Below are 26,360 nucleotides of genomic sequence, written 5' to 3'. Positions count from 1 at the left end.
TTGAGCCGTTCAGAAATCGGTTCCAGCCGGTGCTGCGAAGGAAACGACCATGCGGCTCACCCGCCAGACGAACTACGCCATGCGCATCCTCATGTATTGCGCTGCCAATGACGACCGGCTGAGCCGGATTCCCGAAATCGCCGCCGCTTACACAGTGTCGGAGCTGTTCCTTTTCAAGATCCTACAGCCGCTGGTCGAAAACGGCCTGGTGGAAACCGTACGTGGCCGCAATGGCGGCGTCCGGCTCGGTCGCGCCGCTGACAAGATCACCTTGTTCGACGTGGTGCGCGTGACGGAAGAAAATTTCGCCATGGCCGAATGCTTCGAGAACGACGCGGCAGAATGCCCGCTGGTCGACAGCTGCGCGTTGAATTCGGCACTGCGTGAGGCGTTGAACGCATTCTTCGAAGTGCTGGCAGGCTACACGATCGCCGACCTGGTCAAGGCACGGCCCAATGTGCGCAACCTGCTCGGTATCGATCTTCTGGTAGAGCGCCGCGCGCCTGCTGCTTAGCAGTCGAGCCTAAAGTCCCGCCGATTGCGGGAGAACGAATAGCACGTTGCCGGAAGGCAGCGCGCCGACCTTCAGCTTGCATTCAAACACCTTCGAAATCAGCTCGTCGCTTAGCACATCCTGCGGCGAGCCGGCGGCCGCCAGCTTGCCGCGATGCATGACGAAGATGCGGTCGGCATACATTGCTGTCAGGTTCAGGTCGTGCAGGATCGCAACGACCCCGCCGCCGCGCCGGGCGAAATCGCGGGCGATGTTCATGATGATGAGCTGGTGCTTGATATCGAGGCTGGAAACCGGCTCGTCGAGGAACAGGTAGCGCGGCTTTCCATCCAGCACCGGCGCCCAGACCTGGCAGAGCACGCGGGCAAGCTGCACCCGCTGCTGCTCCCCACCCGAAAGCTCCTGATAGAAACGGCCAGCGAAGCCGTCGAGGTCGACACGCGACAGCGCCCGGTCCGGCAGGCGATCGTCCTCACCCGGCAACGCGCCGGAGCGGCCGCCCAGAAGGCCGAGCTTGACGATTTCGCGCACCGTGAAGGGAAAGGAAAGTGCCGTCGCTTGCGGCAGCACCGCCCGCATGCCCGCCGCCTCCCAGGACTTCAGGGTCGCCAGGTCGCGATTGTTGATGGCGATGCTGCCGGTATAGGGCAACTCTCCGGTAAGCGCCCTGAGGAAGGTCGTCTTGCCCGACCCGTTTGGCCCGACAATTGCCGCCACCTCGCCCGGCCTCATGTCGAAATCGACGTTCGAGATGATGCGCTTTGTGCCGATGGACACGGAAACATCGCGGGCTTCGATCATGGCCGTTTCCTCTAGAGATCCAGGAGGCCGCGCTTGCGCAGCAATATCCACAGGAAGAACGGCCCGCCGACGGACGCCGTGATGATGCCGATCGGCAGTTCTGCCGGCGCGACGATGGTGCGGCTGATGGCGTCGGCGACAAGCAGCATGGATGCGCCGAGCAGAGCGGACGCCGGCAGCAGATAGCGGTTGTCCGGCCCGATCAGCAGGCGCAGCAGATGCGGCACCACGATGCCGACGAAGCCGATGCCGCCGCTGACCGCAACCGAAGCGCCGGTGGCTGCCGCAACCGCCACGATCGCTACATTCTTGAAGCGCTGGACGGGTATGCCGAGATGGTTGGCAGTCGCCTCACCCAGCGCCAGCGCGTTGAGCGCACGCGCCAGGAACGGCGAGACGATCAGCACCAGCACGATGATCGGCCCGGCCGCTGCAATCTTGGTCCAGGTTGCGCCCGCCAGCGAGCCGAGCCCCCAGAAGGTCAGATCACGAAGCTGCCGGTCGTCGGCGAGATAGACGAGGATGCCGGACAGCGCCCCCGTCAACGCACCAAGCGCGATGCCTGCAAGCAGCATGGTGGCGATGGATGTCTGGCCGCGCCGTGTCGCCACGCGATAGAGCAGCATCGTCGTGGCCAGACCGCCGAAGAAGGCGGCAAGCGGCAGTGTGTAGATGCCGAATATCGCCAGCACAGGCCCAAGCACCGTGCCGCCGAGCACGATGATGACAATCGCGCCAAGGCCTGCACCCGATGAGACGCCGACGAGACCGGGATCGGCCAGCGGATTGCGGAACAGGCCCTGCATGACCGCCCCGGACACGGCAAGGGCAGCCCCGATCAGCACGCCGAGAATGACGCGCGGCAGGCGGATGTCATAGACGATGATGCGGTCGCGCGCGGACAAGGCAGAACCGTCCGACAGCGACGGAAACAGCCAGTCGCGCACGACGGTGATGGCCGAAGCATCCGATGCGCCGGAGGCAAGGCTGAACAATACGGTCAGCGCAAGCAAGAGGCACAGAAGACCGATCGCAAACTTTGCGCGCGCCGAGCGGTCGCCCGCTGCGGCTCGTTTTTCAATGTCGCCGAACCTGTCGGCCAATGTATCCGCCACGGTCTTTCCGTTCAGTCCTTGATCGCGTCGCCATAAAGGGCGACGGCAAGATCACGAATGGCGCCGGCCGTGCGTGGGCCGAAGCCGAGCAGGTAGCTGCCATCCATCCGCACCAGTTTCTTGTTCTCGGCTGCCGGCGTAGACGCGATGCCTGGATGGGCAAAGAGATCGTCGGCAGCGGCCGCATGATCACCACCGCGATTCATCATCAAAATGACGTCCGGCTTGGCGGTGACCACCGCTTCCTCGGAAAGCTGCTTGTAACCCGGCACACCTTCGACGGCATTGACGCCGCCCGCGAGCTTGATGATGCCGTCGGCGGCATTGCCGCTGCCGGCAGCCAGTATCTTGCCGCCCTGCATGCTGAGGATGAACAGCACGCGTTTGCGCTCTTTCACATCGGCGGTGAGTTTTTCGGCCTCCTTGAGATCGGCATCGACAGAGGCTTCGAGAGCGTCGGCCTTGGCGTCGGCACCCAGCGCCTTGCCGACGACCCGAATTTTTTCCAGGATTCCGGGATGATCGAAAGTTTCAGGCACTTCGATGAAGGTGACGCTGGCTTTCCTCAGGACATCGACGGCTTCCTTCGGACCGCTGCCGGCAAGCGCCAGAATGCCTGATGGATTGACCGACAGCACGCCTTCGGGAGACAGCGCCCGCATATAGCCGACATCTGGCAGCGCCTTCGCCGTCTCGGGGTAGGTCCCGGTCGAATCGCGGGCGATCAGCTTGCCCTCCTCGCCCAGCGCATAGACGATCTCGGTTATCGATCCACCGATGGAAACGAGCCGCGACGTGTCGGGAAATACGGCCTTGCCTTCTTCCGCGGATGCCGCGGTAGCCGCGCCGAAGACGGATGCAGCCACGAAAGCAGCACATGCGCCGCGGGCAATGCGATTGAAGATGCTCATGGAACTGCCCCTCACGCCGCCGTCGAAGTCGGAATGCGCGGCAGGTTCTCGGCAATGAAGCGCCAGTCCTCGCGCTCGCTTTGCCCTTCATGCCGCTTTCCGAAGAATTGGATGATCATCTTGCCGTCGGCGCCATAGGCCTCGAGCGAGGTGACGTGACCGTCCTTGGTCGGCTTGCGCACCGCCCAGACCTCGCTGACGTGATCCATCCGCAGATGCATGTGGAAGGTCTCGTCGAGAATGTTGATCCACGGCCCCATCGGCTTGATGTTCTTCACCGCACCCGAATGTATCTGGATGCAGCCGCGGTTGCCGACAAAGCACATGATCGGCGTTTCACTCTCGGCGGCGTGATGCAGCATGGCAGCAAGCGCATCATTGTCGACCAGCCACGCATAGTCCGGCCCGACCATGCGAACCGCCTGCTGGCGCGACAGTTTCAATGTGCGCAACATGCCGAAGAACTGATGCGTGTCGGTAAGCTTGCTCCAGCGATCGCGCAAATCGTCGACGCTGGTTGAAACCTCCGCCGAGGCAGCCTCGGTTTCGGTGTTGTCTTCATAGCTAAGGTCCACCGTCTGGCTCTGATCGACGGAGGCTAGATCGGCAACGAGCTTCTGGTAGGCGTAGAGATTGGAGGTGCCGCGCAGATGCACCTTGTGCACCGCCTCGCCTTCCCTGTCGAAGAATTGCAGGCTGCGGCGGATTTCGCCGCTGTCGCGCTTTTCGACGGCAAAGCCATGCGCCCAGACTTTCGGGAAGATGCGCAGGTCGATGTTTTCGCCGAGCACCATGGCATTGTGATTGCCGGTGACGACCTTGTCATAGACGCCGATCTTCTCATGAACGGCGCTTTCGTTGCGGGTCAGCGCCATCACCTCGCCTACGGCCTCCAGGCCGGTCAGCAGATCGTTGACGCGCGGCTCCACACGATAGATGCCCTCGCCGCAATGCGCGGCCACCAGCTCGGCCTCGGAGATGCCGAGCTGGCTTGCGAGGTCGCGCTCGCGCATTTTGGGATTAGCCGCCCTAGCCGTACGAATTGCATCCGGCGCGGGTTTGACGCGAGCATCCATGGAAACGTCCTGCACTTACTTGTTGAGAATGAGCTTGCCCTGACGGGTGATCTTCAGGCGATAGAGCGACCCGCCGTGGTCGATCCCGATCTCGTGGTCGCCGTTGAACAGCGATGAACTCAAGACCGTACGAGTCGGGAAATGCTGCAGCTCGGGACGCCGGGGCGCGTCGTTGAAAGGCCGCCGGTTGCGATAGTGAAAATCGTCATGGTTGTGGCTGTTCATGGTCGTCGGACCCTTTCGTTTTGGAGTTCGGCCTCACCTGTCGGACGACCTCTTCTCCAGCCTTGAAATCAATCTTGACTCAAAACATCATGTTCAATAGTCAGTGCAATACCAGAGTAAATGAGTCAAGATTTAAATCACTCTGGCGTCAATGAAAAATGCCAGCAAGCGTCGAAAGCCAGCCCGCATGAAAGACATTATGGAGAGCTTGGGACATGGGGCTGGTGGCACGAAATATGGCTGTTCTGCTTGGCGGAACGGCAGTGACCGTATTGGTCGCGACAATCGGGGCAAGAGCCCAGGAAACGAACGAGACCGAAAAGCAAGATCGCGTGACGCAGCTTGAGCGCGTCGTCATCACCACAGGAAAGGCCGGTGCCGGAAACGGTACTGGCGATCCGGTGGATGTGCCGGCCAGCGTTGGCAAGGTCGACAAGACGACACTCGAGAAGCTCGGGCGCGAAAATCTCGACGACGTGCTGCGCTCGGTGCCCGGCACCTTTACCCGCGAAAACCCGCAACAGCCGGGCATTGCCGTCAACATTCGCGGCTTCGAAGGGTCTGGCCGCGTCAATTCGATGATCGACGGCGTGCGCCAGAGCTTCCGCTTCACCGGCCATGAGGCCGGCGGCTTCACCTATGTCGATCCGAACTTCCTGACCGAGATCGATGTCGAACGTGGTGCCGTCTCAACGGCTGGCGGCGGCGGACTTGCCGGTTCGGTCAATTTCCGCACCATTGGCGTCGAGGACATCGTGCGTGACGGCCAGGAATACGGCCTGCTCGGCCGCGCCTCCTGGGGCAGCAACGGCGTCGGCTTCTCCGAAATGCTGGCGGGCGGTGTAAAGCGGGATGCCGTCGGACTCGCGGCGGCAATCAGCAAGCGCGATTCCAACGACTTCAGGAATGGCGACGGCGATACCGTGCCATATACCGGGCAGGATCTGGTCTCAGGTCTGCTGAAGGCTGATTTCGGCTTCGGCGAGGATCACCGCCTGTCGCTCGGCGGCATCTTCTACCAGAACGATTTCGCCGCCAATTCCTACGAGCAGCAGGTCAAGAATCGCACGGCGACTGCCAATTATCGTTATGACCCGACAGGAAACGACCTGATCCATCTCAAGGTGAACGGCTACTTCAACGACATCCAGATGGAATATCTAAAGGGGCTTTCGCCGTTTGCGAGCGCCGCAGGACGCAAGATCAACGACCGCGGCGTCGGTTTCGACGTGTCCAACACGTCACTGATGGATTTCGGTGAGATCGCGGTGAAGTCCGAAAACGGCGTCGAGTACTTCACCGACAAGGTCACCTCGATCAATGGCGGCGTGAACCCCGCCAACGCCCACAGCCGCACTGGCGCAGTGTTTTCGGAAAACACTTTCACCTACGGTATGTTCGAACTGGTCGGCGCGCTGCGTTACGACTTCTACAATCTGAATGGCACGGCCGATGCAGGGCCTCGTGCCGGCGGCGCCTATACGGTCGACCAGTCGAAGGGTGCGCTCAATCCAAAGGTGACGCTGGCGGTCAAGCCGGTCGACTGGTTTCAGCCTTACGTCACCTATTCGCAGTCGATGCGCGCGCCAACCGTGCAGGAGACCATGGTCGGCGGCGATCATCCCGGTGGCACTTCGGCAAGCTTCCTGCCCAATCCGGACCTGAAGCCCGAATCGCAAAAAGGATGGGAAGTCGGCGTCAATGTGAAGCGTGACGGCCTGCTCACCGCCGACGATAGCCTGCGGGTCAAGGCCAGCTACTACAACATGAAGGTCGAGGATTTCATCGCGGCGCGTTTCAATCCGCAATTCTTCATGTTCGAGTATGTGAATGTTCCGGGTGAGTCACGCCAGAGCGGCATCGAGCTTGCTGCTACCTATGATCTCGGCATGGCTTTCGGCGGCATCGCCTACACGCACACCGACACCAAGCTGCCGAGCCAGCAGCCCGGCCTCGGCGCGCTGAGCTACTTGCCGGACGACATCGTCGCTCTAACCCTTGGGGGCCGTTTCCTTGAGCAGAAGCTGGAGATCGGCACACGGGTCAACTACGTCTCCAACGGGGTAACCAATGTCGGCAATGCAAACGATGCGACCTTCACGCCGATCAATGTGAAGACGCCAAGCTACACCACCGTCGACCTGTTCACGAACTACAAGGTCAACGAGAATGTGGACGTGGCCTTCAAGGTCACCAACCTGTTCGACAAGCAATACACACCGGCACTGAGCACCATCGGCTCCGGCCAGGGCCGCACATTCTACCTGTCGACGCAGTTCCAGTTCTGACCTCCGGGAACGAGTTGACATCCAGCACTCACCGGCGAAGCCCATTCGCCGGTGAGTTTTTGAAACGACCAGACCAGTCAATTGGGGATATCCATGAACACCACCCTGACTTCAGCCCGTCTCATCATCGCAGCCGCGACGATTTCATGCCTGCCGATTGCCTCAGCGCGTTCTCAGGAAACCGCGCCGGCGCCTGCCCTCACCCTTGAGCTGAACGGCGCACAACCTTCGGACAAGGGCTGCCGGCTGACCTTCGTGGTCAACAATGCACTCGGCTCCGAACTCTCCAGGGCAGCCTTCGAGATCGCGCTGTTCAACGAAAGCGGCGTGGTCGATCGCCTGACCGTTCTCGATTTCAAGGAACTGCCGGTGGGCAAGACCAAGGTGACCCGCTTCGACCTCGCCGGCGCCGACTGCGCCAAGATCAGCCGCGTGCTGATCAACCATGCGACCGAATGCGCCGGTGAAGGCGTCGAGCCAGCCGCCTGCATGCGCCAACTCAAGACGGAAACGAAAACCGGAATAGCCTTCGGCGTGTGACGGCCCTGTTCGCAGCCGGAACTCCGTGGCCGCAGGCAGAACTCCAATGAGGAAAGACTTACATGCTGCCTTTGACCGGACTTCACGGCCTCGCCTCAGCGCGTGGCGATGGGCTAAGACCTGAATTGCTCGCGCTTCTGCGCGAGCGCGAAAATATGACCGCGCAGAACCCGAATGTCGTGGATCTTGAACACCACCGGGACACGGGACCGGCTCAGGCAGGCCCGAACCCGGTCACGAAACTTGGCTCCGAGATGCCGTATGGGGTAATCAGGCTTCCGACCACTGACGAAGCGCGCAATGCGCCAAGAGAACATGCGCCTTCCCGGCGCAACATTTGAAGGAGACGAAAATGTACATCGCAATGAACCGCTTCAAGGTGCAGGCAGGCTCGGAAGAGGCTTTCGAGAATGTCTGGAAGGGCCGGGATTCGAAGCTTTCGGAAATGACCGGCTTCAAGGAGTTTCATCTCCTGCGCGGGTCTTTGAACGAGGCTGAAGGCTATACCCTGTTTGCCTCGCATACGGTCTGGGCAAGCTACGAGGATTTCGTCGCCTGGACCAAGTCGGAAAACTTCCGCGCCGCCCACAAGAATGCCGGTGCGACCAAACCCGCCTATATCGGCCATCCCCAGTTCGAGGGTTTCTCGGTCGTCGAAGGTGCCTGAAATGACGGCGGAAGCCATCGATTTCGCGCGCACGATCCCCGTCCTGCCCTCGCCCGACATCAAGGCGAGCCGCGATTTCTATCGCGACCAGCTTGGCTTCGAGGTCATCCAGCCGGAAATGGACGACTATCTGATCGTCCGCCGCGGCGAGATGGAAATCCATTTCTGGTATACGGCCGACCGCGCCCTGCCCGAGGTTTCGTCCTGCTACATTCGCGGCGGCGAAGTGCCGGCGTTGCATGCCGAGTTTTCGCAGCGCGGCGTGGAGAAACTGAGTCCATTCACCGTGAGGCCGTGGAACATGAAGGAATTCTACGTCCACGACCCGCACGGCAACCTGCTGCGGTTCGGCTGCGCGCCGGAAGAAGTGTAGTCATGCTCCCGCCAGCAGGCTCGCATTGCCGCCGGCGGCAGTCGTGTCGACGCAGACGGCGCGCTCATGCGCGTAAGCCGAAGGATAAAGCACTTCGCTGATCAGGGGTACGATCGGCCCTTTGCGTGCCGCCAGCGCCTGCCGGATTTCCTTTGCACGCTCGGGCGAACCGGAAAATGCCACGACATCGACGCCGAGCGATTTCAAGGAAGCCGCAGACACTACACCGTCGATTGCCACGATCGGCAATCCCTTGCCGGTAAGCGCATTGACGGCCACTGAGGCGCCGGGCGCGACCGCCAGCACGGCATTGCCTGCTGCAAGCGCCTGGATGGCCTGCGCAAGCAACGTCTCGCTGTCCGGACCAAGGCACAGCACGCGGCCGCGCGGGTCCAGCGCCAGCGTGTTGGCCTCGCCGGTCGGACCCGGCAGATCGATCTGCCCGTAGTCGATCGCAGCAGCAGCGGCGATGCCGGCCGAACCCTTGCCGCGCAGGTGCTTGCGCAGAACCATGATGCGGTCGGCGGCGACATTCCAGCCACTGAGGGTCGCATCGGGGAACTGCTCGGCAAGCTCTACGGCCGGAAGCGGCTGGCCCTCGACCTCGACAGCGGCCAGACTTTCAGCCTTTCGGAAGCGGCGCAGGTAATGCGGGCCGCCTGCCTTGGGTCCGGTGCCCGAAAGTCCCTCGCCGCCGAAAGGCTGCGAGCCGACGACGGCGCCGATCTGGTTGCGGTTGACATAGATGTTGCCGGCATGGATGCGATCGACAAGGTGCTGCACGCGCCCTTCAATGCGTGTGTGCAGGCCGAAGGTTAGCCCATAACCCTTTGCATTGATGGCGGAAATGACCTTGTCGAGATCGTCGGCGTCGAAAGTCGCGACATGCAGGACAGGCCCGAAAATCTCGCGCTCCATCTCCTCGATGCCCTTCACGCGGAAGACATGCGGGGCGACGAAACGGCCACTCGCTGGCACCTCGAGCTTGGCGATCAGGCGGCCCTTGCCTTCCATCTTGCTGCAATAATCGCGGATGGAATTCTGCGCCTCTTCATCGATGACCGGCCCGACATCGGTCGAGATCGACCACGGATCGCCGACGCTCAATGCTTTCATTGCGCCTTCCAGCATTTCCAGCATCTTCTTCTCGACGTCCTTCTGGACATAGAGAATGCGCAGCGCCGAGCAGCGCTGGCCGGCACTCTGGAAGGCGGAAGCGACGATGTCGCGCACTGCCTGCTCGGGCAAGGCAGTGGAATCGACGATCATCGCATTCATGCCGCCGGTTTCGGCAAGCAGCATGGCGTCGGATGCCGCCGTGTCGGCCAATTGCTTTTCGATCAGCTTGGCCACTTCTGTCGAGCCGGTGAAGCAGACACCGGCGATGCGCGGATCGGCTGTCAGCGGCGCGCCGACCGACGGGCCATCACCCGGCAGAAGCTGGATGACGTCCTCGGGAATACCGGCCTTGCGCAGCAGTTCGACTGCGCGCGCAGCGATCAGCGGCGTCTGCTCGGCCGGCTTGGCAACCACGCTGTTGCCGGTAACGAGGGCCGCAGCGATCTGGCCGGTGAAGATCGCCAGCGGGAAATTCCATGGCGAGATGCAGGCGATGACGCCACGCGCGACAGTTCCCGCTTCGGCCTTCTCGGCCTCGGCAGCGTAATAGCGAAGGAAGTCGACTGCCTCACGCACTTCCGCCACGCCGTCTGCCAGCGACTTGCCGGCCTCCCGCGTCGCCAGCGCGAAGAACTCCACCGCATTGGCCTCGTAGAGATCGGCGGCGCGGCGCAGGATCGCCGCGCGCTCGGCAACCGAGCGTTTTGCCCAGGCCGGCTGCGCCTCAACCGCGATGCGCACGGCAGTCGACACCTGCTTGGCAGCGGCTTCGTGCACCGTGCCGACGATGTCGTCCGGCTTGGCCGGATTGACGAGCTTGCGCTGGCTGCCATAGCCGGCAGCGCGGGTGACGGGCTTTGCCGCCCAGCGCTCGGGCGTGGCGAATTCCAGTCTGGCCTTGTCGATAGCCGCCAGCGTCACCGGGTCGGTGATGTCGAAACCCTTGGCGTTGAGCCGCCCTGCCCCGAAGATTGACGAGGGCCGCGCAATGGCCGGGTTTGCCGCCGGACCTTGTGTTTCAGCAGCCTCGATCGGATCGCGGGCGATATCTTCGGGCTTCACGTCCTCGTCGGTCAATTGGTGCACGAAGGAGGAATTGGCGCCGTTTTCGAGCAGGCGGCGGACGAGATAGGCAAGCAGATCGGAATGCGCGCCGACCGGCGCATAGATGCGGCAGCGCGTGCCCTCGGTCTTGCGCACCGTCTCGTGCAGGGATTCGCCCATGCCATGCAAGCGCTGGAACTCGAAGCAATCGCGGTCAGGCGCCATCGCCAGGATAGCCGCAACCGTATGCGCATTGTGGGTGGCGAATTGCGGATAGATGCGATCGGTCATCGACAGCAGCTTCTTGGCGCAGGCGATGTAGGAAACATCGGTGTTGACCTTGCGCGTGAACACCGGATAGCCGTCGAGGCCGAGCGTCTGGGCGCGCTTGATCTCGGTATCCCAGTAAGCACCCTTGACCAGCCGCACCATGATGCGCCGGTCGAGCCGCTTGGCCAGCGCGTGGAGCCAGTCGATGACGAAGGCACAGCGCGGGCCATAGGCCTGCACGACGACGCCGAAACCGTCCCAATCTTCCAGTTCTGGATCGGCCAGAACGCGCTCGATGACGTCCAGCGACAGGTCGAGGCGATCGGCCTCCTCGGCATCGATGTTGAGCCCCATTCGGGCGTGGCGGGCAGCAATCGCCAGCGACAGCAGGCGCTTGGCCATGACCGGCAGCATGGTTTCCTTCTGCGCCACTTCGTAGCGAGGGTGAAGCGCTGACAGCTTCACCGAAATGCCCGGATTGGTGCGGATATCCGGGCCGTTCGAGCCGCTGTTGAGCGACGAGATCGCATCGGCATAGGCGCGGTGATAGCGCAGCGCGTCGGCTTCGGTGCGAGCCGCCTCGCCGAGCATGTCGTAGGAATAGAGATAGCCCTTGGCGGTCATTGAGCGGCCGCGCTTGACGGCCTCGGCGATGGTGCGGCCAAGCACGAACTGCTCGCCCATTTCGCGCATTGCGGCTGCCACGGCCTTACGGATGACCGGCTCGCCAAGGCGGCGCACCATGTTGTGCAGCGTGCCGGCAATGCCGTCCTCGCCCTCGTCCAGCACGCGGCCGGTCAGCATCAGCGCCCAGGTCGATGCGTTGACGAAGATCGAACTCGACCCGCCCGAATGCGCCGACCAGTCATGCGGGGCGATCTTGTCCTGGATCAGGTCGTCCATGGTCTGCGTGTCCGGCACGCGCAGCAGCGCCTCGGCCAGGCACATCAGCGCCACGCCTTCCTTGGTGGAGAGGCCGTAGGCGGACAGAAACACTTCCATCAACCGCGGATCGGTGGAACCGCGCACCGCTTTGACCAGTTGCACCGCCCGCCCCGTGATCGCCTTGCGCTCGGCTTTGCTCAGTCCTGCCGTCTCGACAAGCCGGGCCAGCGCCTCGTCCTCGTCAGGCAGATAGTTGGCGCGGATCTGGGTACGAATGGTGTCGAGCAATGGAGCGGTCATGGACATCCTGCTGGCGGTGAAACGGTTTGGAGACGGCTTCGAGGTCTATCATAAACCTCTTTTTCAATCGGTCCAAAATATTGCACTGGAAAGGCTAATTGGACTATAGATAAGTCAGTTTTCTATAACACTGGACTTCGTTTCGAATGTCAAAAGACCAATTGGATCGCATCGACCGCAACATCCTCGCAGCCCTTTCGCGCGATGGCCGGCTTTCCATGGCCGAACTTGCCGCGCAGGTCGGCCTGTCGAAGACGCCGGTGCAGGCGCGGGTGCGGCGTCTGGAGCAGGACGGCTTCATTCGCGGCTATTCGGCAGTGATCGACCGCGAGCGCATGGGCGAAGGCCATGTCGCCTTCGTGCAGGTGAAACTGTCGGACACGCGCTCGGCCGCACTCGATGCCTTCAACCGTTCGGTCCATGCCGTGCGCGAGATCGAGCAGTGCCACATGATGGCGGCAAGCTTCGATTACCTGCTGAAGGTCCGCACCACCGACATCGCAGCCTATCGCCGCGTGCTGGGCGAGCGCATCTCTGCCCTGCCCCACGTCGCGCAGACCTCGACCTTCGTGGCGATGGAGACGGTGAAGGATCGGTAGACTTTGAGTTAGCATCGGAATTACCCGAAAACCGGATCCACTTTTCGGTCCGATGCTTAATCCGAAATCGTCTTCAGGAACGCTATCAATGCGGCCCGCTCGCGCTCGGAGATCGACAACGGGACGACTTCAGATTTTCCGCTCGGGCTTGCCGGCGCGCGGACATAGTGGTCGACGACATCTTCCAGCCGCTTGATCTGGCCGGCATGCATATAAGGCGGTCTGCCGGCTGCGCCGCGCAGCGACGGCGTCTTGTAGGCGCGCGTAAGTTGCGGGCCGGAAGTCACCATGAAGCGTAGCTCGCCGCAGGCTTCGGGACCGGCATCGCTGAAGGCACCGAGGCAATTGAACGGGTCGTTCTGGACCTGCTTCACCGCTGTCTCACGACCCAGATCTTCCGGCAGACCGGCGACGGCGGGAATGCCGGTGTTGTGGAAATGATCGTCGGTGAAGCGCGGGCCATTATGGCATTCGACGCAGTTCGCCTTGCCGACGAACAGGCGCAATCCATAGACTTCCTCGTCGGAAAGTGCCGCCTCGCCTTCGGGCGTTCTGTCTGCGGTAACGGCATCGGCAAAGCGGTCGAAGCGCGTTTTTTCATGAACGATCGAGCGCTCGAAGGCGGCGATCGCCTTGCCGAGATTGGAAAAGACGCGGCTGATTGTCTGCCGCTGCTCTTCGCTCATGCCCGCCCATGCGGCTTTTTCCGCATCGTTGCCGAGCGGCCCGGCATTTGCCGGCAGACCCTCCAGATCAGGCAATGGCCCGAAAATCCGCTCATAACGGTCGGCGAGATGGGCCTTGATGAAATGCGCATAGAGGGTGCGGTTGCCGCCATGCTCGCGGGCATCCTCCAGCGGCGTCAGCGCCTGCGACCAAAGGCTGTCGCGGCGGCCATCCCAGAACAGGAACGGGCTGCGCGCAACATCTGCCAGCGGCATGGTGCGGCGATTTGTGGTGGTTATGCCCTTGGCAAGCGGCAAGTCGTCCTGGAACTGCCGATCGATCAGGTGACAGGTGCCGCATGCGACATCGCCATTCCGGCTGAGACGCTGCTCAAAGAACAGCGTCGCGCCAAAAGCTGCCGCAGCCGGCAGGTCGGCATATTTGTTGGTGGGGTCGGCCGGCAGCGGCGGCAGTGCCGAAAGCGACAGCGATGCAACCGTCTTCTTCTCCGCCTCGGTCAGTTCCGGCGGTTTGCAGGCCGCCAGCATCCCGCTCATGACAAGCGCCACGATGGGAAGAGACGGCAGGATGCGGCGCATTTCTACAGCACCAGATTGAACACCACGTGATCATCGCCCTGCGGCGCGGAAATGGCGAATTTCAGCTCCCACCAGCCGCCCATGTTGAATTTGACGCCTTCAATGCGATAGCGGCCCTCGCCGAGTTCGCCCGTCATCTGCGGCGCTGTCGGCAGACCGTGGCCATGTTGCGGCATGCCGCCGTCGACCGCAATTTTCGCGCCGTCGACTGCCTTGCCGTCCGGTGTTTTCACGGCAACGATCCAGTTGTGAAGCTCGCCCTGCTTCACCTCCCCCGCCTCCGGTTCGATCGAGACGGCATAAACGCCCTTTTCGCTCGGCTTGGAGCGGGCAAGATCGAGCTCGGACGGCGGCGGCGCCATGTGCATCTTCGAGAAGGCGATCGCAGCGATGGCCGCAATGCCGATGATCGCGACGAGATAACGCCAGTTGAAAATCATTTTCGCACTCCTCGCCGAATCCCGTTTGCGCAAGCGGCACGTTAGTCTGTGAAGACAACAACGAAAAGCAGCCAAATATCCTTCCATATCAGGGAAGTAGCCAGTACACCCTCGACACGCTAAAACGACGGTGCGGCGAGAGGAGAACGACATGACAAACGGCATTGCGGCGATTGGCGAATGCATGATCGAACTGTCGGGGCAAAGCTCGCAGGTCTGGCGCATGGGTTTTGCCGGCGACACGTTCAACACGCTGTGGGCAATGCGCGCCTTGAGCCCGGGCCACCATGTCGACTTCGTCTCAGCCTTCGGCGATGATCCCTTCTCGACCGACCAGATCGCCTTTTTCCGCGAACACGATATCGGCATCGCTTCAAGCCCGGTCATTCCCGGCGCACGCCCCGGCCTCTATGCGATCAAGCTGACGGGTGCCGAACGTTCTTTCACCTATTGGCGGGGCGACGCTGCCGCGCGCCAGCTTGCCAGCAATGCCGCCGCATTGGCAAAAAGCCTTGAAAATCGGTCGCTTGTCTACTTTTCCGGAATCACTTTGGCAATTCTGGAACCGGTTGCCAGGCGCACGCTGCTGCAGGCCATCGCGACGGCGCGGTCGCATGGCTGCCATATCGCCTTCGACCCGAATTATCGCGCGCGGCTCTGGCCGGATATTGCCACCGCCCGCGAGGCGATCGGCGAAGCGCTGAAGGTCACCGATATCGCTCTGCCGACCTTTCCTGATGAGCAGGAGCTTTATGGGGACGACTCGCCCGAAGCCACCATCGGGCGGCTCGAGAAGGCAGGTGTCGCGGAGATCGTCGTCAAGAACGGCGAGCACGATGCGCTTATCTCTCATTACGAGAACACAGTCTCAGTCCCCGCGGTCTCCGTCCTCCCTGTCGACACGACCGGCGCCGGCGACAGCTTCAACGGCGCTTATCTTTCAGCCCGCCTGCTCGGCATCGCACCGACGGACGCGGTCAAGCGCGCCCATCGCGTGGCTGGAGCGGTCGTGCAGGTGCGCGGGGCGCTCGCACCCTTCGATATCCTGAAACTGGCGTTCGATCGGTAGTTTTCGTTCGGATTCAGCCAGCGCGGAACCGATATTCCGTCACCTGCCGGTATGTTTCTCCCGGCCGCAGCACGGCGTGCGGAAAATAGGGACGATTAGGCGAATCCGGCCATGTCTGCGCCTCGAGGCAAAGACCGGAATAGGCCTTGTAGCGGCGACCGCCCAAACCCTTGGCTTCCGGCGCGACATACTGGCCGATATAGAGCTGGATACCCGGCTCGGTCGTCCAGACTTCCATCTCGACGCCCGAAGCAGCGCCCTGCACCCAGGCAGCCTGCTTGAGCGCGCCACGCGCTGCGGCAAGGCAGAAGTTGTTGTCGTAGTCGACCTGTGCCTGACCCTTAGTGGCTCGCAACGGGCGGGCCTGCCGGAAATCGAAACCCGTACCCTCGACAGGCTGGACAACGCCGGCCGGAATGAGTTTTTCATCTACGGGAAGATAGGCAGCCGCCGCAAGCATCAGGCGATGATCGAGAACCTCGCCGCTGCCGCCATTGTCGAGATTGAAATAGGAATGCTGCGCCAGATTGCAGAGTGTCGGCTCATCGCTGGTTGCCGTGAGTTCGATCGAAAGCGAACCGGAACCCTTGATGCGATAGGTGCAACGCGCGTCCAGCGTGCCCGGAAAGCCCATGGATCCGTCGGGATCGCGCAGGCCTAGCGTGACGAAATCCCGCCCGTTTTCAATCACATCCCAGATTCGATTGAAGTAACCTTCCGAGCCGCCATGCAGCCCATGCGTCCCGGGCTTGTCCTGATCGATCTGAAAACGCTTGCCGTCGAGCATGAAGCGCCCGTCCCGGATGCGGTTGGCATGGCGCCCGACGATGGCGCCGAAATACCCGGGCGATGCGAGATAATCCTCGAAGCGCTCAAAACCGAGCACCAAAGGCGCATCATGATCGGCCAGGCGCAGATCCTGAACGACGGCACCCCAGGTGATGATGTTTGCCGAAAGCCCGCCCGCGGCAATCGTAAGCTGCTGAACCGGCTTTCCGTCGCTCGCTGTGCCGAAGACTTCACCGTTCGCCATATCCCCTCCGATCAGGCATGAATCCGGCCGCCTCAATGGCTCAGCCAGACAAGCGCTCTAACAAACAACCCCAGAAACCGGAACCGGTTTCTGGGGTTGTCGATCGATTTCAAGTGTCAAAGCACCGCCCGTCCGATCGGACGGGTTGGTGCCTGACAGGATCAGAGGCCGAGGCCGCCGATGCAGACATATTTGGTGTCGAGATAGTCATCCATGCCCTGATGGCCACCCTCGCGACCCAGGCCGGATTCCTTGACGCCGCCGAACGGCGCTTCCGGCGTGGTGATCAGGCCTTCATTGACGCCGACCATGCCGTATTTCAGGCCTTCCATCACGCGGAAGGCACGGCCCAGGTCGCCGGTGTAGAAGTAGGAAGCGAGGCCGAACTCTGTATCGTTGGCAAGCTCCACGCCCTCTTCTTCCGTTTCGAACTTGAAGACGGGTGCGACGGGGCCAAAAATCTCGTCCTTCATGAACTTCATGTTCGGCGTGGCGTTGGCGATGACGGTCGGCTGGAAGAAGGAGCCGCCCAGCGCGTGGCGCTTGCCGCCGGCAACGACCTTGCCACCATTGGCGGTAGCGTCCGCGATGAACTCCTCGACCTTCTCGACGGCCTTCTCGTCGATCAGCGGGCCCTGCTGCACGCCGGCTTCCAGGCCGGGACCGACCTTGAGGTTGTTGGAGGCAGCGGCCAGTTTCTCGACGAACTTGTCATAGATGCCTGCCTGCACGAAGAAGCGGTTGGTGCAGACGCAGGTCTGGCCGGAATTGCGGAACTTCGCGGTGATGGCGCCTTCGACCGCGCGATCGAGATCGGCATCGTCGAAGACCAGGAACGGCGCGTTGCCGCCGAGTTCCATCGAGACCTTCTTGACCGTCGAAGCCGACTTCTCGATCAGCATCTTGCCGACCTCGGTCGAGCCGGTGAAGGTGATCTTCTTGACCAGCGGGTTTGCGCAGATCTCGTCGCCAATCTCGCCTGCCGAGCCGGTGATGATGTTGACGACGCCCTTCGGGATGCCGACTTCCTCGCACAGCGCACCCCAGGCCAGGCCTGAGTAAGGCGTCTGCGATGCAGGCTTGACCACGGCGGTGCAGCCGGCGGCGAGTGCGGGGCCGATCTTGCGCGACAGCATCGAGGACGGGAAGTTCCAAGGCGTGATCGCGGCGATGACGCCGACCGGCTCCTTGGTGACGAGAATGCGGCGGTCGGCCCACGGCGACGGCACGACATCGCCATAGGCGCGGCGTGCCTCTTCGGCGAACCACAGCACGTAAGCGGCCGACGAGCCAACTTCGCCCTTGGCTTCGGTCAGCGACTTGCCCTGCTCCAGAGTAAGCAGTTCGGCCAGTGCGTCCTGATTGTCCATGATGGCGTCATGCAGCTTGCGCAGCCACTTGGAGCGCTCGAGCGCCGAGGTCTTGCGGAAGGTCTTGAAGGCCTCGCTGGCAGCCTCGATGGCGCGGCGCGTCTCGGCAGCACCTGAGCGCGGAACGGTGCCGATCTTCAGGCCTGTCGCCGGGTTGATCACGTCGATGGTCTTGCCGGAATCGGCCTGCACCCATTCGCCGTTGATGAGGTTGGCCTGCTTCATGAAGTGGCTGGTTTTCTGCAACATCGTTCTCGCCTCTCGTGCAGCGCGTCAGAGCACGCTGATCCTCTGGAATTCGATGAACCGGACGAACGAAGCGCCCGGCGGGCCGTCGTGTCTGGCCTTGAATATAGGCTCGATCGACGATCGCGCCACCTCTTACCTTAGGGAGTGCTGTTGGATCAATCGCCTTGATCCATGGACGGACTGGTCCAGCGCTATCCGAAGACCATCTGGGCAATCGTCAGCCACAGCGCCGTTGTAACGACGGCGCAGGCGGTGGCGATCGTCATCTGGTTCGAGGCAAGCGCCTGCCCGGTGCCAAACTGCGTGGCAATGAGATAGGAATTGACGCCCGCCGGCAACGAGGCTGCGGCCACCGCGACCTTGGCCGACATCGGCGGAAGGCCGAACAGCCATGCCGCCCCGAGTGCCGCCGCCGGCATCAGGAACAGCTTAAGCGTGGAATGAACCAGGGCCGGCCGGACATTCCCCGAAATGCCGAATCTGCGCAGGCCAAGACCCATCGCAAAAAGCGCCAGCGGTCCGGCAACATCTGCAAGCGCGTCGACAAGCCGGATGGCCAGTCCCGGCAGCGGCAGGCCGGTGAGACGCCAGAGCACGCCTGCAAAAATGCCGATGATCAGCGAGTTCTTGTAAAGACGGCGCAGAAAGTCGCGGGCAATGTGCAGCGGATGGACGCCGTTCTTCCTGCCGCCGAAAATCTCGAACAAGATGATCGAGGCGGCCAGCATGGTCGGCAGATGCACCGAGATGATCAGCGACAATATCTCGACCCCTTGATGCCCGAAGACGCCGAGCATGAAGGGAAATCCAAGCAGGAGCACATTGGAAAACGAGGCAGCAACGCCACCCACGACACCCGCCTGCGAATCCCGCCCGAAGATTCTCGTCATCGCGAGATGCCCGGCGGTCCATGTCACCGCAACCGCGGTGAAATAGGTCGCCCAAAGCGCCCACGGTGCCGAGCCGTGGAAATCGGCGCTCACCATCGTGCGGAACAACAGCACCGGCAGAGCGACCCCGACCGCGAACTGCGAAAGCGCGTCGCCCACATCCGCCTTCAAATAGCCGGTCAGCCCGGCGAGATAGCCAAGCGTCACAAGACCGAATACGAAAAGGACGGTTTCGACGAGGGGAGACATTTTCTCCCTGATAGGCGAGCGAAGGCTTTAGCGCAATCGCCACCGACATCTCGCCCGGCTTGCCTTTCATGACGGTTTCGCATCCCTATATCCCTCTTGTGGGGTTAGGGTTACGCATGCAGAAATTCGTCATCGCCTTGTTTTTATTGTTTTCGCTATCGCCGGCACAAGCCACGGAAGCGGGCTGGGCCCTGCTGCGCGACGGCGGCCATGTCGTGCTTCTGCGCCACGCGATGACGCCCGGAACCGGCGAGCCGACCAATTTCGATATCGAGAAATGCGGCACGCAGCGCAATCTGTCGGACCGCGGCAAACAGCAGGCACGCAAGATCGGCGCGCTTTTCGCAGCCCGTGCCGACACCACCGACCGCGTATTGTCCAGCCGCTACTGCAACGCGCTCGAAACCGCCCGCCTGGCATTCGGCGACCGGATCGTCGAGCCTTTCGCGCCGCTCGACCGGCCTGCCCCGGACGGCTCGACGCTGAAGGCCCAGGACGATGCGGTCATGCAGGAAATCCGCTCATACAGCGGCTCTGGAAACCTTATTCTCGTCACACATCTGGAAAATATCACCGCACTTACCGGCGGCCCGGCGCGAGAAGGCGAAGCCGTAATCGTGCGCCCGGAGGGTGAGGGGCTGCATATTCTGGGGCGAATCGTCTTCAATTGATGGCATGGGAATTGCCCGTGCTTCCCCTGCGCCTAGCCGGCAAAGGCCGATTTGGTCTTTTCCTGCCCGGAAAAACGGATTAGAGAGCCGAACAAACATGCGCGGATGGAATCCGCCCGCACTTGAAGGAAAAGCCGTGTCCACGACATTCGAGAAAGTTGCCAAGATCATCGCCGACACGAGCGAGATCGACATCGACACCATCACCCCGGAAAGCCACACGATCGACGATCTCGGCATCGACAGCCTTGATTTCCTCGACATCGTGTTTGCGATCGACAAGGAATTCGGCATCAAGGTGCCGCTGGAAAAGTGGACGCAGGACGTCAATGACGGCAAGGCATCCACCGACGAATATTTCCTGATGAAGAACCTCTGCGCCAAGATCGACGGCCTCGTCGCGGCAAAGGCAGCAGTCTGACCCCCTTGACGGGGACAGGCCGCCCGACCGACAACAACCGCCCATGAGCGCACACGACGTCGTCATCACCGGTATCGGCCTTGTCTCTTCGCTTGGCGAAGGCACCGATGCGCATTGGCAGAAATTGACCGCAGCCGGCGCTGAGCCGGTCGTCGATTCGTCACGCTATGCGCCCTACTCCATCCACCCCCTGCCCGAGATCGACTGGGGCCTGCAGATCGCCAAGCGCGGCGACCAGCGCCAGATGGAAACCTGGCAGCGGCTCGGCACCTATACGGCCGGCCTTGCGCTGGACGATGCTGGCATCAAGGCTGACGAAGCGCTCTGCGCGACCATGGACATGGTGGTGGCTGCCGGCGGCGGCGAACGCGACGAAACGGTCGACAACGCCATCCTCGCCGCTTCCGAAAGCCGCAACGACCGCGACGTGCTGCTCAACGAGAAACTGACGACCGAACTGCGCCCAACGCTGTTCCTGGCGCAGCTTTCCAATCTGCTCGCCGGCAACATCTCCATCGTCCACAAGGTGACCGGCTCGTCCCGCACCTTCATGGGCGAGGAAGGTGCTGGGGTCTCGGCCGTGGAAACGGCTGCGGCGCGCATCCGTTCGGGCCAGTCGACCCATATGCTGGTCGGCGGCGCATTCCAGACCGAGCATTCCGACATGCTGCTGGGCTACGAACTCGGCGGCTATCTGCACCGCGGCCCTTGGAAGCCCGTATGGCAGCGCGATGGCTCGGAAGGCGGCGGCGTCGTCAGCGGATCGGGTGCTGCCTTCCTGGTGCTCGAATCACGCGAACACGCCAAGGCGCGCGGACGTCACATCTACGCCCAGCTCGGGCCAGTGATTTCCGGCCGTGCCCGGCGCCGCAAGGAAGACCTCGCAGAGGTCGTCAGCGCGATGCTTGAGAAGACCGCCCTTCTGGACGGTCCGTTGCTGACCATGTCGGGCGCATCCGGCGCGCATGCCGCGACAAAGGCCGAGAAAGCCGCATTCGAAAAGAATGCCGCCCTCGCAGCGCGTGCCTTCGGGACGCTTACGGGCCACATGAAGGAAGCACAGTTTCCTTTCGCCGTCGCGCTGGCAGCACTCGCCATCGACCGCAAGGCCGGCTATCCGGCCTTTGACGCGACGGTGGAAAAACCTTTCGAAGGAATTCCGCACACCGTTCTGGCAACGGCGGTCGGCTATCACTATTTCGAGGGCATGGCGCTCGTCGCCGCTGCTGATTGAACCGCCGGGAAACGGACATGGCTAAATACAACGACCATCTCGGCAGGCCGATCGTCGCCGTAACCGGCATTGGCGTTGTCACCTCGCTCGGCGTCGGCAAGGCCGACAATTGGGCAGCACTGACCTCCGGCCGCTCGGGCATTCATCCGATCACGCGGTTTCCCATCGATCATCTCAACACGCGCATCGCCGGCACGGTCGACTTCCTGCCGTCGAGCGACAAGGGCGCCAGCGCCCTGACCTATGAGCTGGCCGAGACCGCCGGCCGCGAGGCGATCGCGGAATCAGGCCTCGACCCCGATGATTTCGGCGGCCCGCTGTTCCTCGCCTCCCCGCCGGTCGAGCTCGACTGGCGCGAGCGCTTCTCGCTCTACAACACCGGCAAGGACGGCAGCGCCTCCGACCGCCTGCTGACGGTTGCCCGCAACCTGCCGACGCTCGATACTTTCGAGACCTCGCAATTCGGCTCGATCGCCGCCCGCCTCGCCGACGAGTTCGGCACGCGCGGCCTGCCAATCACGCTGTCGACTGCCTGCGCCTCGGGCGCGACCGCGATCCAGCTCGGCGTCGAGGCGATCCGGCGCGGCGAATGCGACCGCGCGCTGTCGATCGGCGCGGACGGCTCGGTTACAGCGGAAGCGCTGATCCGATTCTCGCTGCTCTCGGCCCTGTCGACGCATAACGACATTCCCGAAAAGGCCTCGAAACCCTTCTCCAAGGACCGCGACGGCTTCGTCATCGCCGAAGGTTCGGCCGCCCTCGTGCTCGAATCGCTCGAAAGCGCGCTGGCGCGCGGCGCGACCGTGCTCGGCATTTTGCAGGGCTGCGGCGAAAAGGCCGACGACTTCCATCGCACCCGCTCCAAGCCCGACGGCTCGCCGGCGATCGGTGCGGTCAAGGCAGCACTTTCCGATGCCGGGCTTGGCGAAAACGGCATTTCCTATGTCAATGCGCACGGCACCTCGACGCCGGAAAACGACAAGATGGAGCACCTGTCGCTGTCGACCGTGTTCGGCGAGCGCATGCGCACCACGCCGATCTCGTCCAACAAGTCGATGATCGGCCATACGCTGTCTGCCGCCGGCGCCATCGAGGCGGCATTTTCACTGCTGACGATGCGCGAAGGCGTCATCCCGCCGACGATCAATTACGACAATCCCGACCCGGCGATCGAACTGGACGTGGTGCCGAACAAGAAGCGCGACGCCGAGGTCGCCACCGTGCTTTCCAATTCCTTCGGCTTCGGCGGCCAGAACACCTGCCTTGTCATGGCGCGGGAACCGGTCTAGTAGCGGCCATCGACATCTTTCGGCATTTTGGTGCGTCCTTCGAGGCTCGCTTCGCTCGCACCTCAGGATGAGGACGTTGGCGCCATGCTTCACCCGAGTTCTGACGCGCAGGCGTTCAAGAGGTCAGGTGAATCGCACAACCTCCCTCATCCTGAGGTGCGAGCGAAGCGAGCCTCGAAGGACGCACCGTTCTAGATCGGACCCCGGAAACATATGCGCGCACTGCAACTCATCGAAGACCGCCGCCTCGAAACGGTTGACCTTCCGGAGCCGCCGGCACCGGCGCTCGGTGAGGTCACGCTGCGCATCAAGGCCGTGGCGCTCAACCACATCGATGTCTGGGGCTGGCGCGGCATGGCATTTGCCAAGCGCAAGCTGCCGCTGGTCGTCGGCGCGGAAGCGTCCGGCGAAGTCGAGGCCGTCGGCCCCGGCGTTTCGAACCTTGCACCAGGGCAGCTCGTCTCGATCTATGGCGCGCGCACCTGCGGCCTCTGCCGCCCCTGCCGCGAAGGCCGCGACAATCTCTGCGAGCACGTTTCCGGCGTGCATGGCTTCCATCTCGACGGCTTTGCCCAGGAGAAGATCAACCTGCCGGCGCGCCTGCTGGTCCCTGCCCCTCCCGGCGTCAGCGATATCGGCGCGGCTGTCGCGCCTGTCACTTTCGGCACGGTCGAGCACATGCTGTTCGACAACGCCAAGCTCCAGCCCGGCGAGACGATACTCGTCCATGCAGGCGGCTCTGGCATTGGCTCCGCCGCGATCCAGCTTGCCAAGAAGATGGGCTGCACGGTCATCACCACCGTCGGCTCCAACGACAAGATCGAAAAGGCCAAGGCGCTCGGCGCCGACCACGTCATCAATTACCGCGAGGACCGTTTTGAGGGCGTCGTGCGCAAGCTGACGAAGAAGAAGGGCGTCGATGTCGTCTTCGAACATGTCGGCAAGGACACCTGGGCCGGTTCGATGTTCAGCCTGAAGCGCGGCGGCCGCCTCGTCACCTGCGGCTCTACCTCGGGCGTTTCGACCGAGATCAACCTGATGATGCTGTTCCAGCAGCAGCTGAAACTGCTCGGCTCCTTCGGCTGCCGCATGGAAAACATGGCCGACGCGATGCAGAAGATGGCCGCCGGTCTGGTCGCGCCTGTGATCGACACGGAGGTCGACTTCGATTCCATCGACGCCGCGTTGAAGCGCATGGAAGGCCGCGACGTGTTCGGCAAGATCATCCTGCGCGTCAATTGATGCAGTTACTCAAGCTACAGGCCCGGTGAGACCGTGAAAGCCTTCCTCTACCGCCTGTCGCAGCGGCTCAAGATGGCCAACTACTGGCTGGTTGCGCAGCTTGCGAAGGCGCTGCTATCCATGTTGCGCCTGCTGCCCACCGACAAGGCACTGAACTTCGCCGACCGCGCCGGCCGCCGTGTCGGCCCGCTGGTCGGGCGTCATCAGGTAGCGCTTAACAATCTGCGCCAGGCTTTTCCGGAAAAGAGCGAAGACGAAATCCGCTCCATCGCGCTCGACATGTGGGGCAACATGGCCCGGCTGGCGGCGGAATACATCTTCCTCGACCAGCTCTTCGACTACGATCCGAAAGCCACGCAACCCGGCCGCGTCGAAGTGCAGGGCGAGCGCATCTTCGAGCACATCGCGGCGGAACAGAAACCGCATATCCTGTTCACCGGCCACCTCGGCAATTTCGAACTGCTGCCGATCGCGGGTGCTACCTTCGGCATGAAGGTAACGGCACTGTTTCGGCCGCCCAACAATCCCTACATCGCCGACTACATCCTCTCGACGCGCCGCTCGACCATGGGCGACCTGCTCGCCTCCAAGACGGGCGCGTCTTTCACGCTGGCCCGCATCCTGGAAAACAACGGCACCATCGGCGTGCTCGTCGACCAGAAATTCATGCGTGGCCTGCGCACGACGTTTTTCGGTCGCGAGTGCGAGACTAGCCCGCTTCTGTCGAAACTTGCCCGGCAATATGATTGCGACGTCTACCCTGCCCGCTGCATCCGCCTGCCGAACAACCGGTTCAGACTGGTGATCGAGAACAAGCTCGAACTGCCGCGCGAAGCCGACGGCTCGGTCGATCTGACCGCCACGGCCCAACTCGTCAACGATCTCGTCGAGCGCTGGGTGCGCGAGGATCCGGGTCAGTGGATGTGGTTCCACAAGCGCTGGGTGCTGTCGAAAAAGAAGCGTGGACGCGGTCGCAAGCAGGCACCTGCCCAAACGCCAAACACATCGGCGTGATAGAGGTTTTCTGGTCGTAACAAAGTCCGATTTCAGCCGTTCATATTTCGTGATAATGAGAATGGCTATGGACAAACGGACCGCAAAGAACCAATCGAACACCGCAGGCGCAGCACTGTGGACACCTTGGGGTCTGCAGCACCGCCCTGAGCGCAACGCGCAGAAGCTGGCGATCCAGAGGCTGATCAAACGTTTGGCTGCCCTGGACAAGCGCCGCAAACTGCGGCCGGCGGGCTAATTCTCCCGGCCAAGCAACGGCTGCAACCTTCAACCGCCGTAGTAATTCATCACCGCATGCCGGGCTTCCGCGAAGAACAGCCAGCGCTCCGTCAGCATGCCAAGCGCGTGAATCACAATGGCAAGCGCGGCGATGAAGGCGGGAAACAGCCCGTTTTCCGCACCAGTCAACAACAGGCCAAGAAACAGCAAGGCCGGAATTAATCCGCCCGCAATCAGGGCGACAAGCCAAAGCTTGCCTGCATGCTTGCGCGCGACCTTGAAGCCCATTTCCCGCGTCAGATAGTTTTCGGTGACATGCGGCCGCTCGAACAGGCGCACATGGCCGATACTGCCCAGACCGGTCGCACTTTCGGGCGTCGACAGCGGCACCAGCCTTTTCATGTGGTCGCGCCACAGCGCCTTCACCGCCCAGGCTGCGATAAGAGAGACGATAGCCAGGATCGGAACGAGAACGGTCCCGCCGCTGCCGCAGAAGGCGAGAAACCCCGCAAGGACAAAGCCGCCGGCAACAGCAAACAGCAGATAGCAGAGCGGCGTCAGCGGCGTGTGCCAGGTCTGCACGGATTTCAGCGAGGCATAGATCATGCCGGTGCAATAAACGGTGACGAGGCAGAGCACCGTGCCAAGCAGGCCGGGAAGCAGCAGATAGCGGTTTTCGAAGATTGCCATCCACGTCGAGAACACAAGCGGCAGGAAGGTGAGGATCGCCATGACGCCTTCCCGCGACAGCCAGCTAGACCGCCATTGCGACAGCGCCCGCCAGGCGCGCTGCGGATTGCCGAGATGCAGCGTCGAGGACAGAAGCCCGCCGCCGATCAAGGCCAGCGCCAGCACATGGGCCAATTTCGTCGCGATTGCAGCAGGATCGAGCAAGCCGAGGCCGAGAACGGCGGCAAGGCCGTAGCCGAGGCCGGACAAGGTCGTGAAGAGGATGATCGAGGGAGCCGGATGCATGGG

General features: G+C 62.3%; 26 protein-coding genes. 14 read left to right on the top strand and 12 right to left on the bottom strand.

The window, feature by feature from the left end:
- The first annotated feature begins 49 nt into the window (after positions 1 to 49).
- Entirely contained in the window at positions 50 to 514 is a 465-nt protein-coding gene (gene rirA / locus DZG07_RS11500; RefSeq protein ID WP_091912429.1) for an iron-responsive transcriptional regulator RirA, read from the top strand.
- A 9-nt stretch (positions 515 to 523) separates the two neighbouring features.
- Here rirA and DZG07_RS11495 read toward each other — a convergent pair whose 3' ends face one another.
- The 5 genes from DZG07_RS11495 to hemP are packed head-to-tail and all read right to left on the bottom strand — an operon-like array spanning position 524 to position 4,642.
- Positions 524 to 1,315 (bottom strand): heme ABC transporter ATP-binding protein, encoded by a 792-nt coding sequence (locus DZG07_RS11495; RefSeq protein WP_119817114.1) that lies wholly within the window; start codon positions 1,313 to 1,315, stop codon positions 524 to 526.
- Positions 1,316 to 1,326: 11 nt separating this feature from the next.
- Positions 1,327 to 2,430, bottom strand: coding sequence for an iron chelate uptake ABC transporter family permease subunit (locus DZG07_RS11490; protein WP_119817111.1), 1,104 nt, complete (start codon positions 2,428 to 2,430; stop codon positions 1,327 to 1,329).
- Between the two features lie 11 nt (positions 2,431 to 2,441).
- On the bottom strand, positions 2,442 to 3,341 hold the full coding sequence (locus DZG07_RS11485) for a hemin ABC transporter substrate-binding protein (RefSeq protein WP_119817108.1): 900 nt from the start codon (positions 3,339 to 3,341) through the stop codon (positions 2,442 to 2,444).
- 11 nt (positions 3,342 to 3,352) lie between these two features.
- The gene (locus tag DZG07_RS11480; RefSeq protein ID WP_119817105.1) at positions 3,353 to 4,417 is read right to left on the bottom strand and encodes a ChuX/HutX family heme-like substrate-binding protein; all 1,065 of its coding nucleotides are present in this window, start codon (positions 4,415 to 4,417) and stop codon (positions 3,353 to 3,355) included.
- 15 nt (positions 4,418 to 4,432) lie between these two features.
- A complete protein-coding gene (gene hemP, locus DZG07_RS11475) occupies positions 4,433 to 4,642 on the bottom strand; it encodes a hemin uptake protein HemP (RefSeq protein ID WP_119817103.1) in 210 nt (69 codons plus the stop codon).
- Between the two features lie 236 nt (positions 4,643 to 4,878).
- Here hemP and DZG07_RS11470 point away from each other — a divergent pair, with 236 nt between their 5' ends.
- The 4 genes from DZG07_RS11470 to DZG07_RS11450 all read left to right on the top strand — a co-directional run bounded on the left by DZG07_RS11470 (position 4,879) and on the right by DZG07_RS11450 (position 8,510).
- Complete coding sequence (locus tag DZG07_RS11470; RefSeq protein ID WP_245429621.1) at positions 4,879 to 6,930, top strand: TonB-dependent receptor; 2,052 nt, start codon at positions 4,879 to 4,881, stop codon at positions 6,928 to 6,930.
- A 93-nt stretch (positions 6,931 to 7,023) separates the two neighbouring features.
- Positions 7,024 to 7,470 carry a hypothetical protein gene (locus tag DZG07_RS11465; RefSeq protein ID WP_119817097.1) on the top strand — a complete coding sequence of 149 codons (447 nt, stop codon included), beginning with the start codon at positions 7,024 to 7,026 and terminating at the stop codon, positions 7,468 to 7,470.
- A 352-nt stretch (positions 7,471 to 7,822) separates the two neighbouring features.
- Positions 7,823 to 8,137 carry an antibiotic biosynthesis monooxygenase gene (locus DZG07_RS11455; protein ID WP_091912399.1) on the top strand — a complete coding sequence of 105 codons (315 nt, stop codon included), beginning with the start codon at positions 7,823 to 7,825 and terminating at the stop codon, positions 8,135 to 8,137.
- A 1-nt stretch (position 8,138) separates the two neighbouring features.
- Positions 8,139 to 8,510, top strand: a complete 372-nt coding sequence (locus DZG07_RS11450) for a VOC family protein (protein ID WP_119817091.1) — start codon at positions 8,139 to 8,141, stop codon at positions 8,508 to 8,510.
- On the opposite strand, the gene putA is transcribed toward DZG07_RS11450, so the two are convergent.
- Entirely contained in the window at positions 8,511 to 12,134 is a 3,624-nt protein-coding gene (gene putA, locus DZG07_RS11445) for a bifunctional proline dehydrogenase/L-glutamate gamma-semialdehyde dehydrogenase PutA (protein WP_197716849.1), read from the bottom strand.
- Between the two features lie 140 nt (positions 12,135 to 12,274).
- Between putA and DZG07_RS11440 the strand changes: the two genes are divergently transcribed.
- Positions 12,275 to 12,727, top strand: coding sequence for an Lrp/AsnC ligand binding domain-containing protein (locus DZG07_RS11440; RefSeq protein WP_091912393.1), 453 nt, complete (start codon positions 12,275 to 12,277; stop codon positions 12,725 to 12,727).
- 56 nt (positions 12,728 to 12,783) lie between these two features.
- On the opposite strand, the gene DZG07_RS11435 is transcribed toward DZG07_RS11440, so the two are convergent.
- A complete protein-coding gene (locus DZG07_RS11435; RefSeq protein ID WP_119817088.1) occupies positions 12,784 to 13,992 on the bottom strand; it encodes a cytochrome c peroxidase in 1,209 nt (402 codons plus the stop codon).
- Between the two features lie 2 nt (positions 13,993 to 13,994).
- Positions 13,995 to 14,432, bottom strand: a complete 438-nt coding sequence (locus DZG07_RS11430) for a FixH family protein (protein ID WP_119817085.1) — start codon at positions 14,430 to 14,432, stop codon at positions 13,995 to 13,997.
- A 151-nt stretch (positions 14,433 to 14,583) separates the two neighbouring features.
- On the opposite strand from DZG07_RS11430, the gene DZG07_RS11425 reads away from it, so the two are divergent.
- The gene (locus tag DZG07_RS11425) at positions 14,584 to 15,501 is read left to right on the top strand and encodes a sugar kinase (RefSeq protein WP_119817083.1); all 918 of its coding nucleotides are present in this window, start codon (positions 14,584 to 14,586) and stop codon (positions 15,499 to 15,501) included.
- Between the two features lie 13 nt (positions 15,502 to 15,514).
- Here the strand turns inward: DZG07_RS11425 and DZG07_RS11420 are convergent, their stop codons facing one another.
- From DZG07_RS11420 to DZG07_RS11410, 3 genes are all read right to left on the bottom strand, one after another.
- Positions 15,515 to 16,534, bottom strand: coding sequence for an aldose epimerase family protein (locus DZG07_RS11420; RefSeq protein WP_119817080.1), 1,020 nt, complete (start codon positions 16,532 to 16,534; stop codon positions 15,515 to 15,517).
- Between the two features lie 161 nt (positions 16,535 to 16,695).
- Positions 16,696 to 18,153, bottom strand: coding sequence for an NAD-dependent succinate-semialdehyde dehydrogenase (locus DZG07_RS11415; protein ID WP_119817078.1), 1,458 nt, complete (start codon positions 18,151 to 18,153; stop codon positions 16,696 to 16,698).
- 191 nt (positions 18,154 to 18,344) lie between these two features.
- On the bottom strand, positions 18,345 to 19,292 hold the full coding sequence (locus DZG07_RS11410) for an AEC family transporter (RefSeq protein WP_119817075.1): 948 nt from the start codon (positions 19,290 to 19,292) through the stop codon (positions 18,345 to 18,347).
- 116 nt (positions 19,293 to 19,408) lie between these two features.
- Here DZG07_RS11410 and DZG07_RS11405 point away from each other — a divergent pair, with 116 nt between their 5' ends.
- The 7 genes from DZG07_RS11405 to DZG07_RS23850 all read left to right on the top strand — a co-directional run bounded on the left by DZG07_RS11405 (position 19,409) and on the right by DZG07_RS23850 (position 25,401).
- Positions 19,409 to 19,963 (top strand): histidine phosphatase family protein, encoded by a 555-nt coding sequence (locus DZG07_RS11405; protein WP_091912381.1) that lies wholly within the window; start codon positions 19,409 to 19,411, stop codon positions 19,961 to 19,963.
- Between the two features lie 136 nt (positions 19,964 to 20,099).
- A complete protein-coding gene (locus DZG07_RS11400) occupies positions 20,100 to 20,384 on the top strand; it encodes an acyl carrier protein (RefSeq protein ID WP_091912840.1) in 285 nt (94 codons plus the stop codon).
- A gap of 43 nt (positions 20,385 to 20,427) precedes the next feature.
- The gene (locus tag DZG07_RS11395) at positions 20,428 to 21,618 is read left to right on the top strand and encodes a beta-ketoacyl-ACP synthase (RefSeq protein ID WP_119817072.1); all 1,191 of its coding nucleotides are present in this window, start codon (positions 20,428 to 20,430) and stop codon (positions 21,616 to 21,618) included.
- Positions 21,619 to 21,635: 17 nt separating this feature from the next.
- Positions 21,636 to 22,907: a beta-ketoacyl-ACP synthase gene (locus DZG07_RS11390; RefSeq protein WP_091912376.1), complete on the top strand. Its 1,272-nt coding sequence runs from the start codon at positions 21,636 to 21,638 to the stop codon at positions 22,905 to 22,907.
- A gap of 213 nt (positions 22,908 to 23,120) precedes the next feature.
- Positions 23,121 to 24,149, top strand: coding sequence for a zinc-binding dehydrogenase (locus tag DZG07_RS11385; RefSeq protein WP_119817069.1), 1,029 nt, complete (start codon positions 23,121 to 23,123; stop codon positions 24,147 to 24,149).
- A 33-nt stretch (positions 24,150 to 24,182) separates the two neighbouring features.
- Positions 24,183 to 25,163: a lipid A biosynthesis lauroyl acyltransferase gene (locus tag DZG07_RS11380; RefSeq protein ID WP_119817066.1), complete on the top strand. Its 981-nt coding sequence runs from the start codon at positions 24,183 to 24,185 to the stop codon at positions 25,161 to 25,163.
- 67 nt (positions 25,164 to 25,230) lie between these two features.
- On the top strand, positions 25,231 to 25,401 hold the full coding sequence (locus tag DZG07_RS23850) for a hypothetical protein (RefSeq protein WP_162931599.1): 171 nt from the start codon (positions 25,231 to 25,233) through the stop codon (positions 25,399 to 25,401).
- 29 nt (positions 25,402 to 25,430) lie between these two features.
- Here the strand turns inward: DZG07_RS23850 and DZG07_RS11375 are convergent, their stop codons facing one another.
- A complete protein-coding gene (locus DZG07_RS11375) occupies positions 25,431 to 26,357 on the bottom strand; it encodes a DmsC/YnfH family molybdoenzyme membrane anchor subunit (protein WP_119817063.1) in 927 nt (308 codons plus the stop codon).
- Positions 26,358 to 26,360: the final 3 nt, after the last annotated feature.

Source organism: Mesorhizobium sp. DCY119 (assembly GCF_003590645.1).
Classification (GTDB): Bacteria; Pseudomonadota; Alphaproteobacteria; order Rhizobiales; family Rhizobiaceae; genus Mesorhizobium_M.
The sequence above is the reverse complement of the archived record's forward strand: the minus strand, read 5'-3'. Positions and strand labels throughout refer to the sequence as shown.

Excerpts from the sequence above, each read along its gene's own strand:
- DZG07_RS11480 (WP_119817105.1), bottom strand. The coding sequence starts at position 4,417 with ATGGATGCTCGCGTCAAACCCGCGCCGGATGCAATTCGTACGGCTAGG.
- DZG07_RS23850 (WP_162931599.1), top strand. The coding sequence starts at position 25,231 with ATGGACAAACGGACCGCAAAGAACCAATCGAACACCGCAGGCGCAGCA.
- hemP (WP_119817103.1), bottom strand. The coding sequence starts at position 4,642 with ATGAACAGCCACAACCATGACGATTTTCACTATCGCAACCGGCGGCCT.
- DZG07_RS11430 (WP_119817085.1), bottom strand. The coding sequence starts at position 14,432 with ATGATTTTCAACTGGCGTTATCTCGTCGCGATCATCGGCATTGCGGCC.
- putA (WP_197716849.1), bottom strand. The coding sequence starts at position 12,134 with ATGTCCATGACCGCTCCATTGCTCGACACCATTCGTACCCAGATCCGC.
- DZG07_RS11470 (WP_245429621.1), top strand. The coding sequence starts at position 4,879 with ATGGCTGTTCTGCTTGGCGGAACGGCAGTGACCGTATTGGTCGCGACA.
- DZG07_RS11375 (WP_119817063.1), bottom strand. The coding sequence starts at position 26,357 with ATGCATCCGGCTCCCTCGATCATCCTCTTCACGACCTTGTCCGGCCTC.
- DZG07_RS11425 (WP_119817083.1), top strand. The coding sequence starts at position 14,584 with ATGACAAACGGCATTGCGGCGATTGGCGAATGCATGATCGAACTGTCG.
- DZG07_RS11385 (WP_119817069.1), top strand. The coding sequence starts at position 23,121 with ATGCGCGCACTGCAACTCATCGAAGACCGCCGCCTCGAAACGGTTGAC.
- DZG07_RS11450 (WP_119817091.1), top strand. The coding sequence starts at position 8,139 with ATGACGGCGGAAGCCATCGATTTCGCGCGCACGATCCCCGTCCTGCCC.
- DZG07_RS11415 (WP_119817078.1), bottom strand. The coding sequence starts at position 18,153 with ATGTTGCAGAAAACCAGCCACTTCATGAAGCAGGCCAACCTCATCAAC.
- DZG07_RS11455 (WP_091912399.1), top strand. The coding sequence starts at position 7,823 with ATGTACATCGCAATGAACCGCTTCAAGGTGCAGGCAGGCTCGGAAGAG.
- DZG07_RS11405 (WP_091912381.1), top strand. The coding sequence starts at position 19,409 with ATGCAGAAATTCGTCATCGCCTTGTTTTTATTGTTTTCGCTATCGCCG.
- DZG07_RS11420 (WP_119817080.1), bottom strand. The coding sequence starts at position 16,534 with ATGGCGAACGGTGAAGTCTTCGGCACAGCGAGCGACGGAAAGCCGGTT.
- DZG07_RS11465 (WP_119817097.1), top strand. The coding sequence starts at position 7,024 with ATGAACACCACCCTGACTTCAGCCCGTCTCATCATCGCAGCCGCGACG.
- DZG07_RS11440 (WP_091912393.1), top strand. The coding sequence starts at position 12,275 with ATGTCAAAAGACCAATTGGATCGCATCGACCGCAACATCCTCGCAGCC.
- rirA (WP_091912429.1), top strand. The coding sequence starts at position 50 with ATGCGGCTCACCCGCCAGACGAACTACGCCATGCGCATCCTCATGTAT.
- DZG07_RS11435 (WP_119817088.1), bottom strand. The coding sequence starts at position 13,992 with ATGCGCCGCATCCTGCCGTCTCTTCCCATCGTGGCGCTTGTCATGAGC.
- DZG07_RS11410 (WP_119817075.1), bottom strand. The coding sequence starts at position 19,292 with ATGTCTCCCCTCGTCGAAACCGTCCTTTTCGTATTCGGTCTTGTGACG.
- DZG07_RS11390 (WP_091912376.1), top strand. The coding sequence starts at position 21,636 with ATGGCTAAATACAACGACCATCTCGGCAGGCCGATCGTCGCCGTAACC.
- DZG07_RS11395 (WP_119817072.1), top strand. The coding sequence starts at position 20,428 with ATGAGCGCACACGACGTCGTCATCACCGGTATCGGCCTTGTCTCTTCG.
- DZG07_RS11485 (WP_119817108.1), bottom strand. The coding sequence starts at position 3,341 with ATGAGCATCTTCAATCGCATTGCCCGCGGCGCATGTGCTGCTTTCGTG.
- DZG07_RS11495 (WP_119817114.1), bottom strand. The coding sequence starts at position 1,315 with ATGATCGAAGCCCGCGATGTTTCCGTGTCCATCGGCACAAAGCGCATC.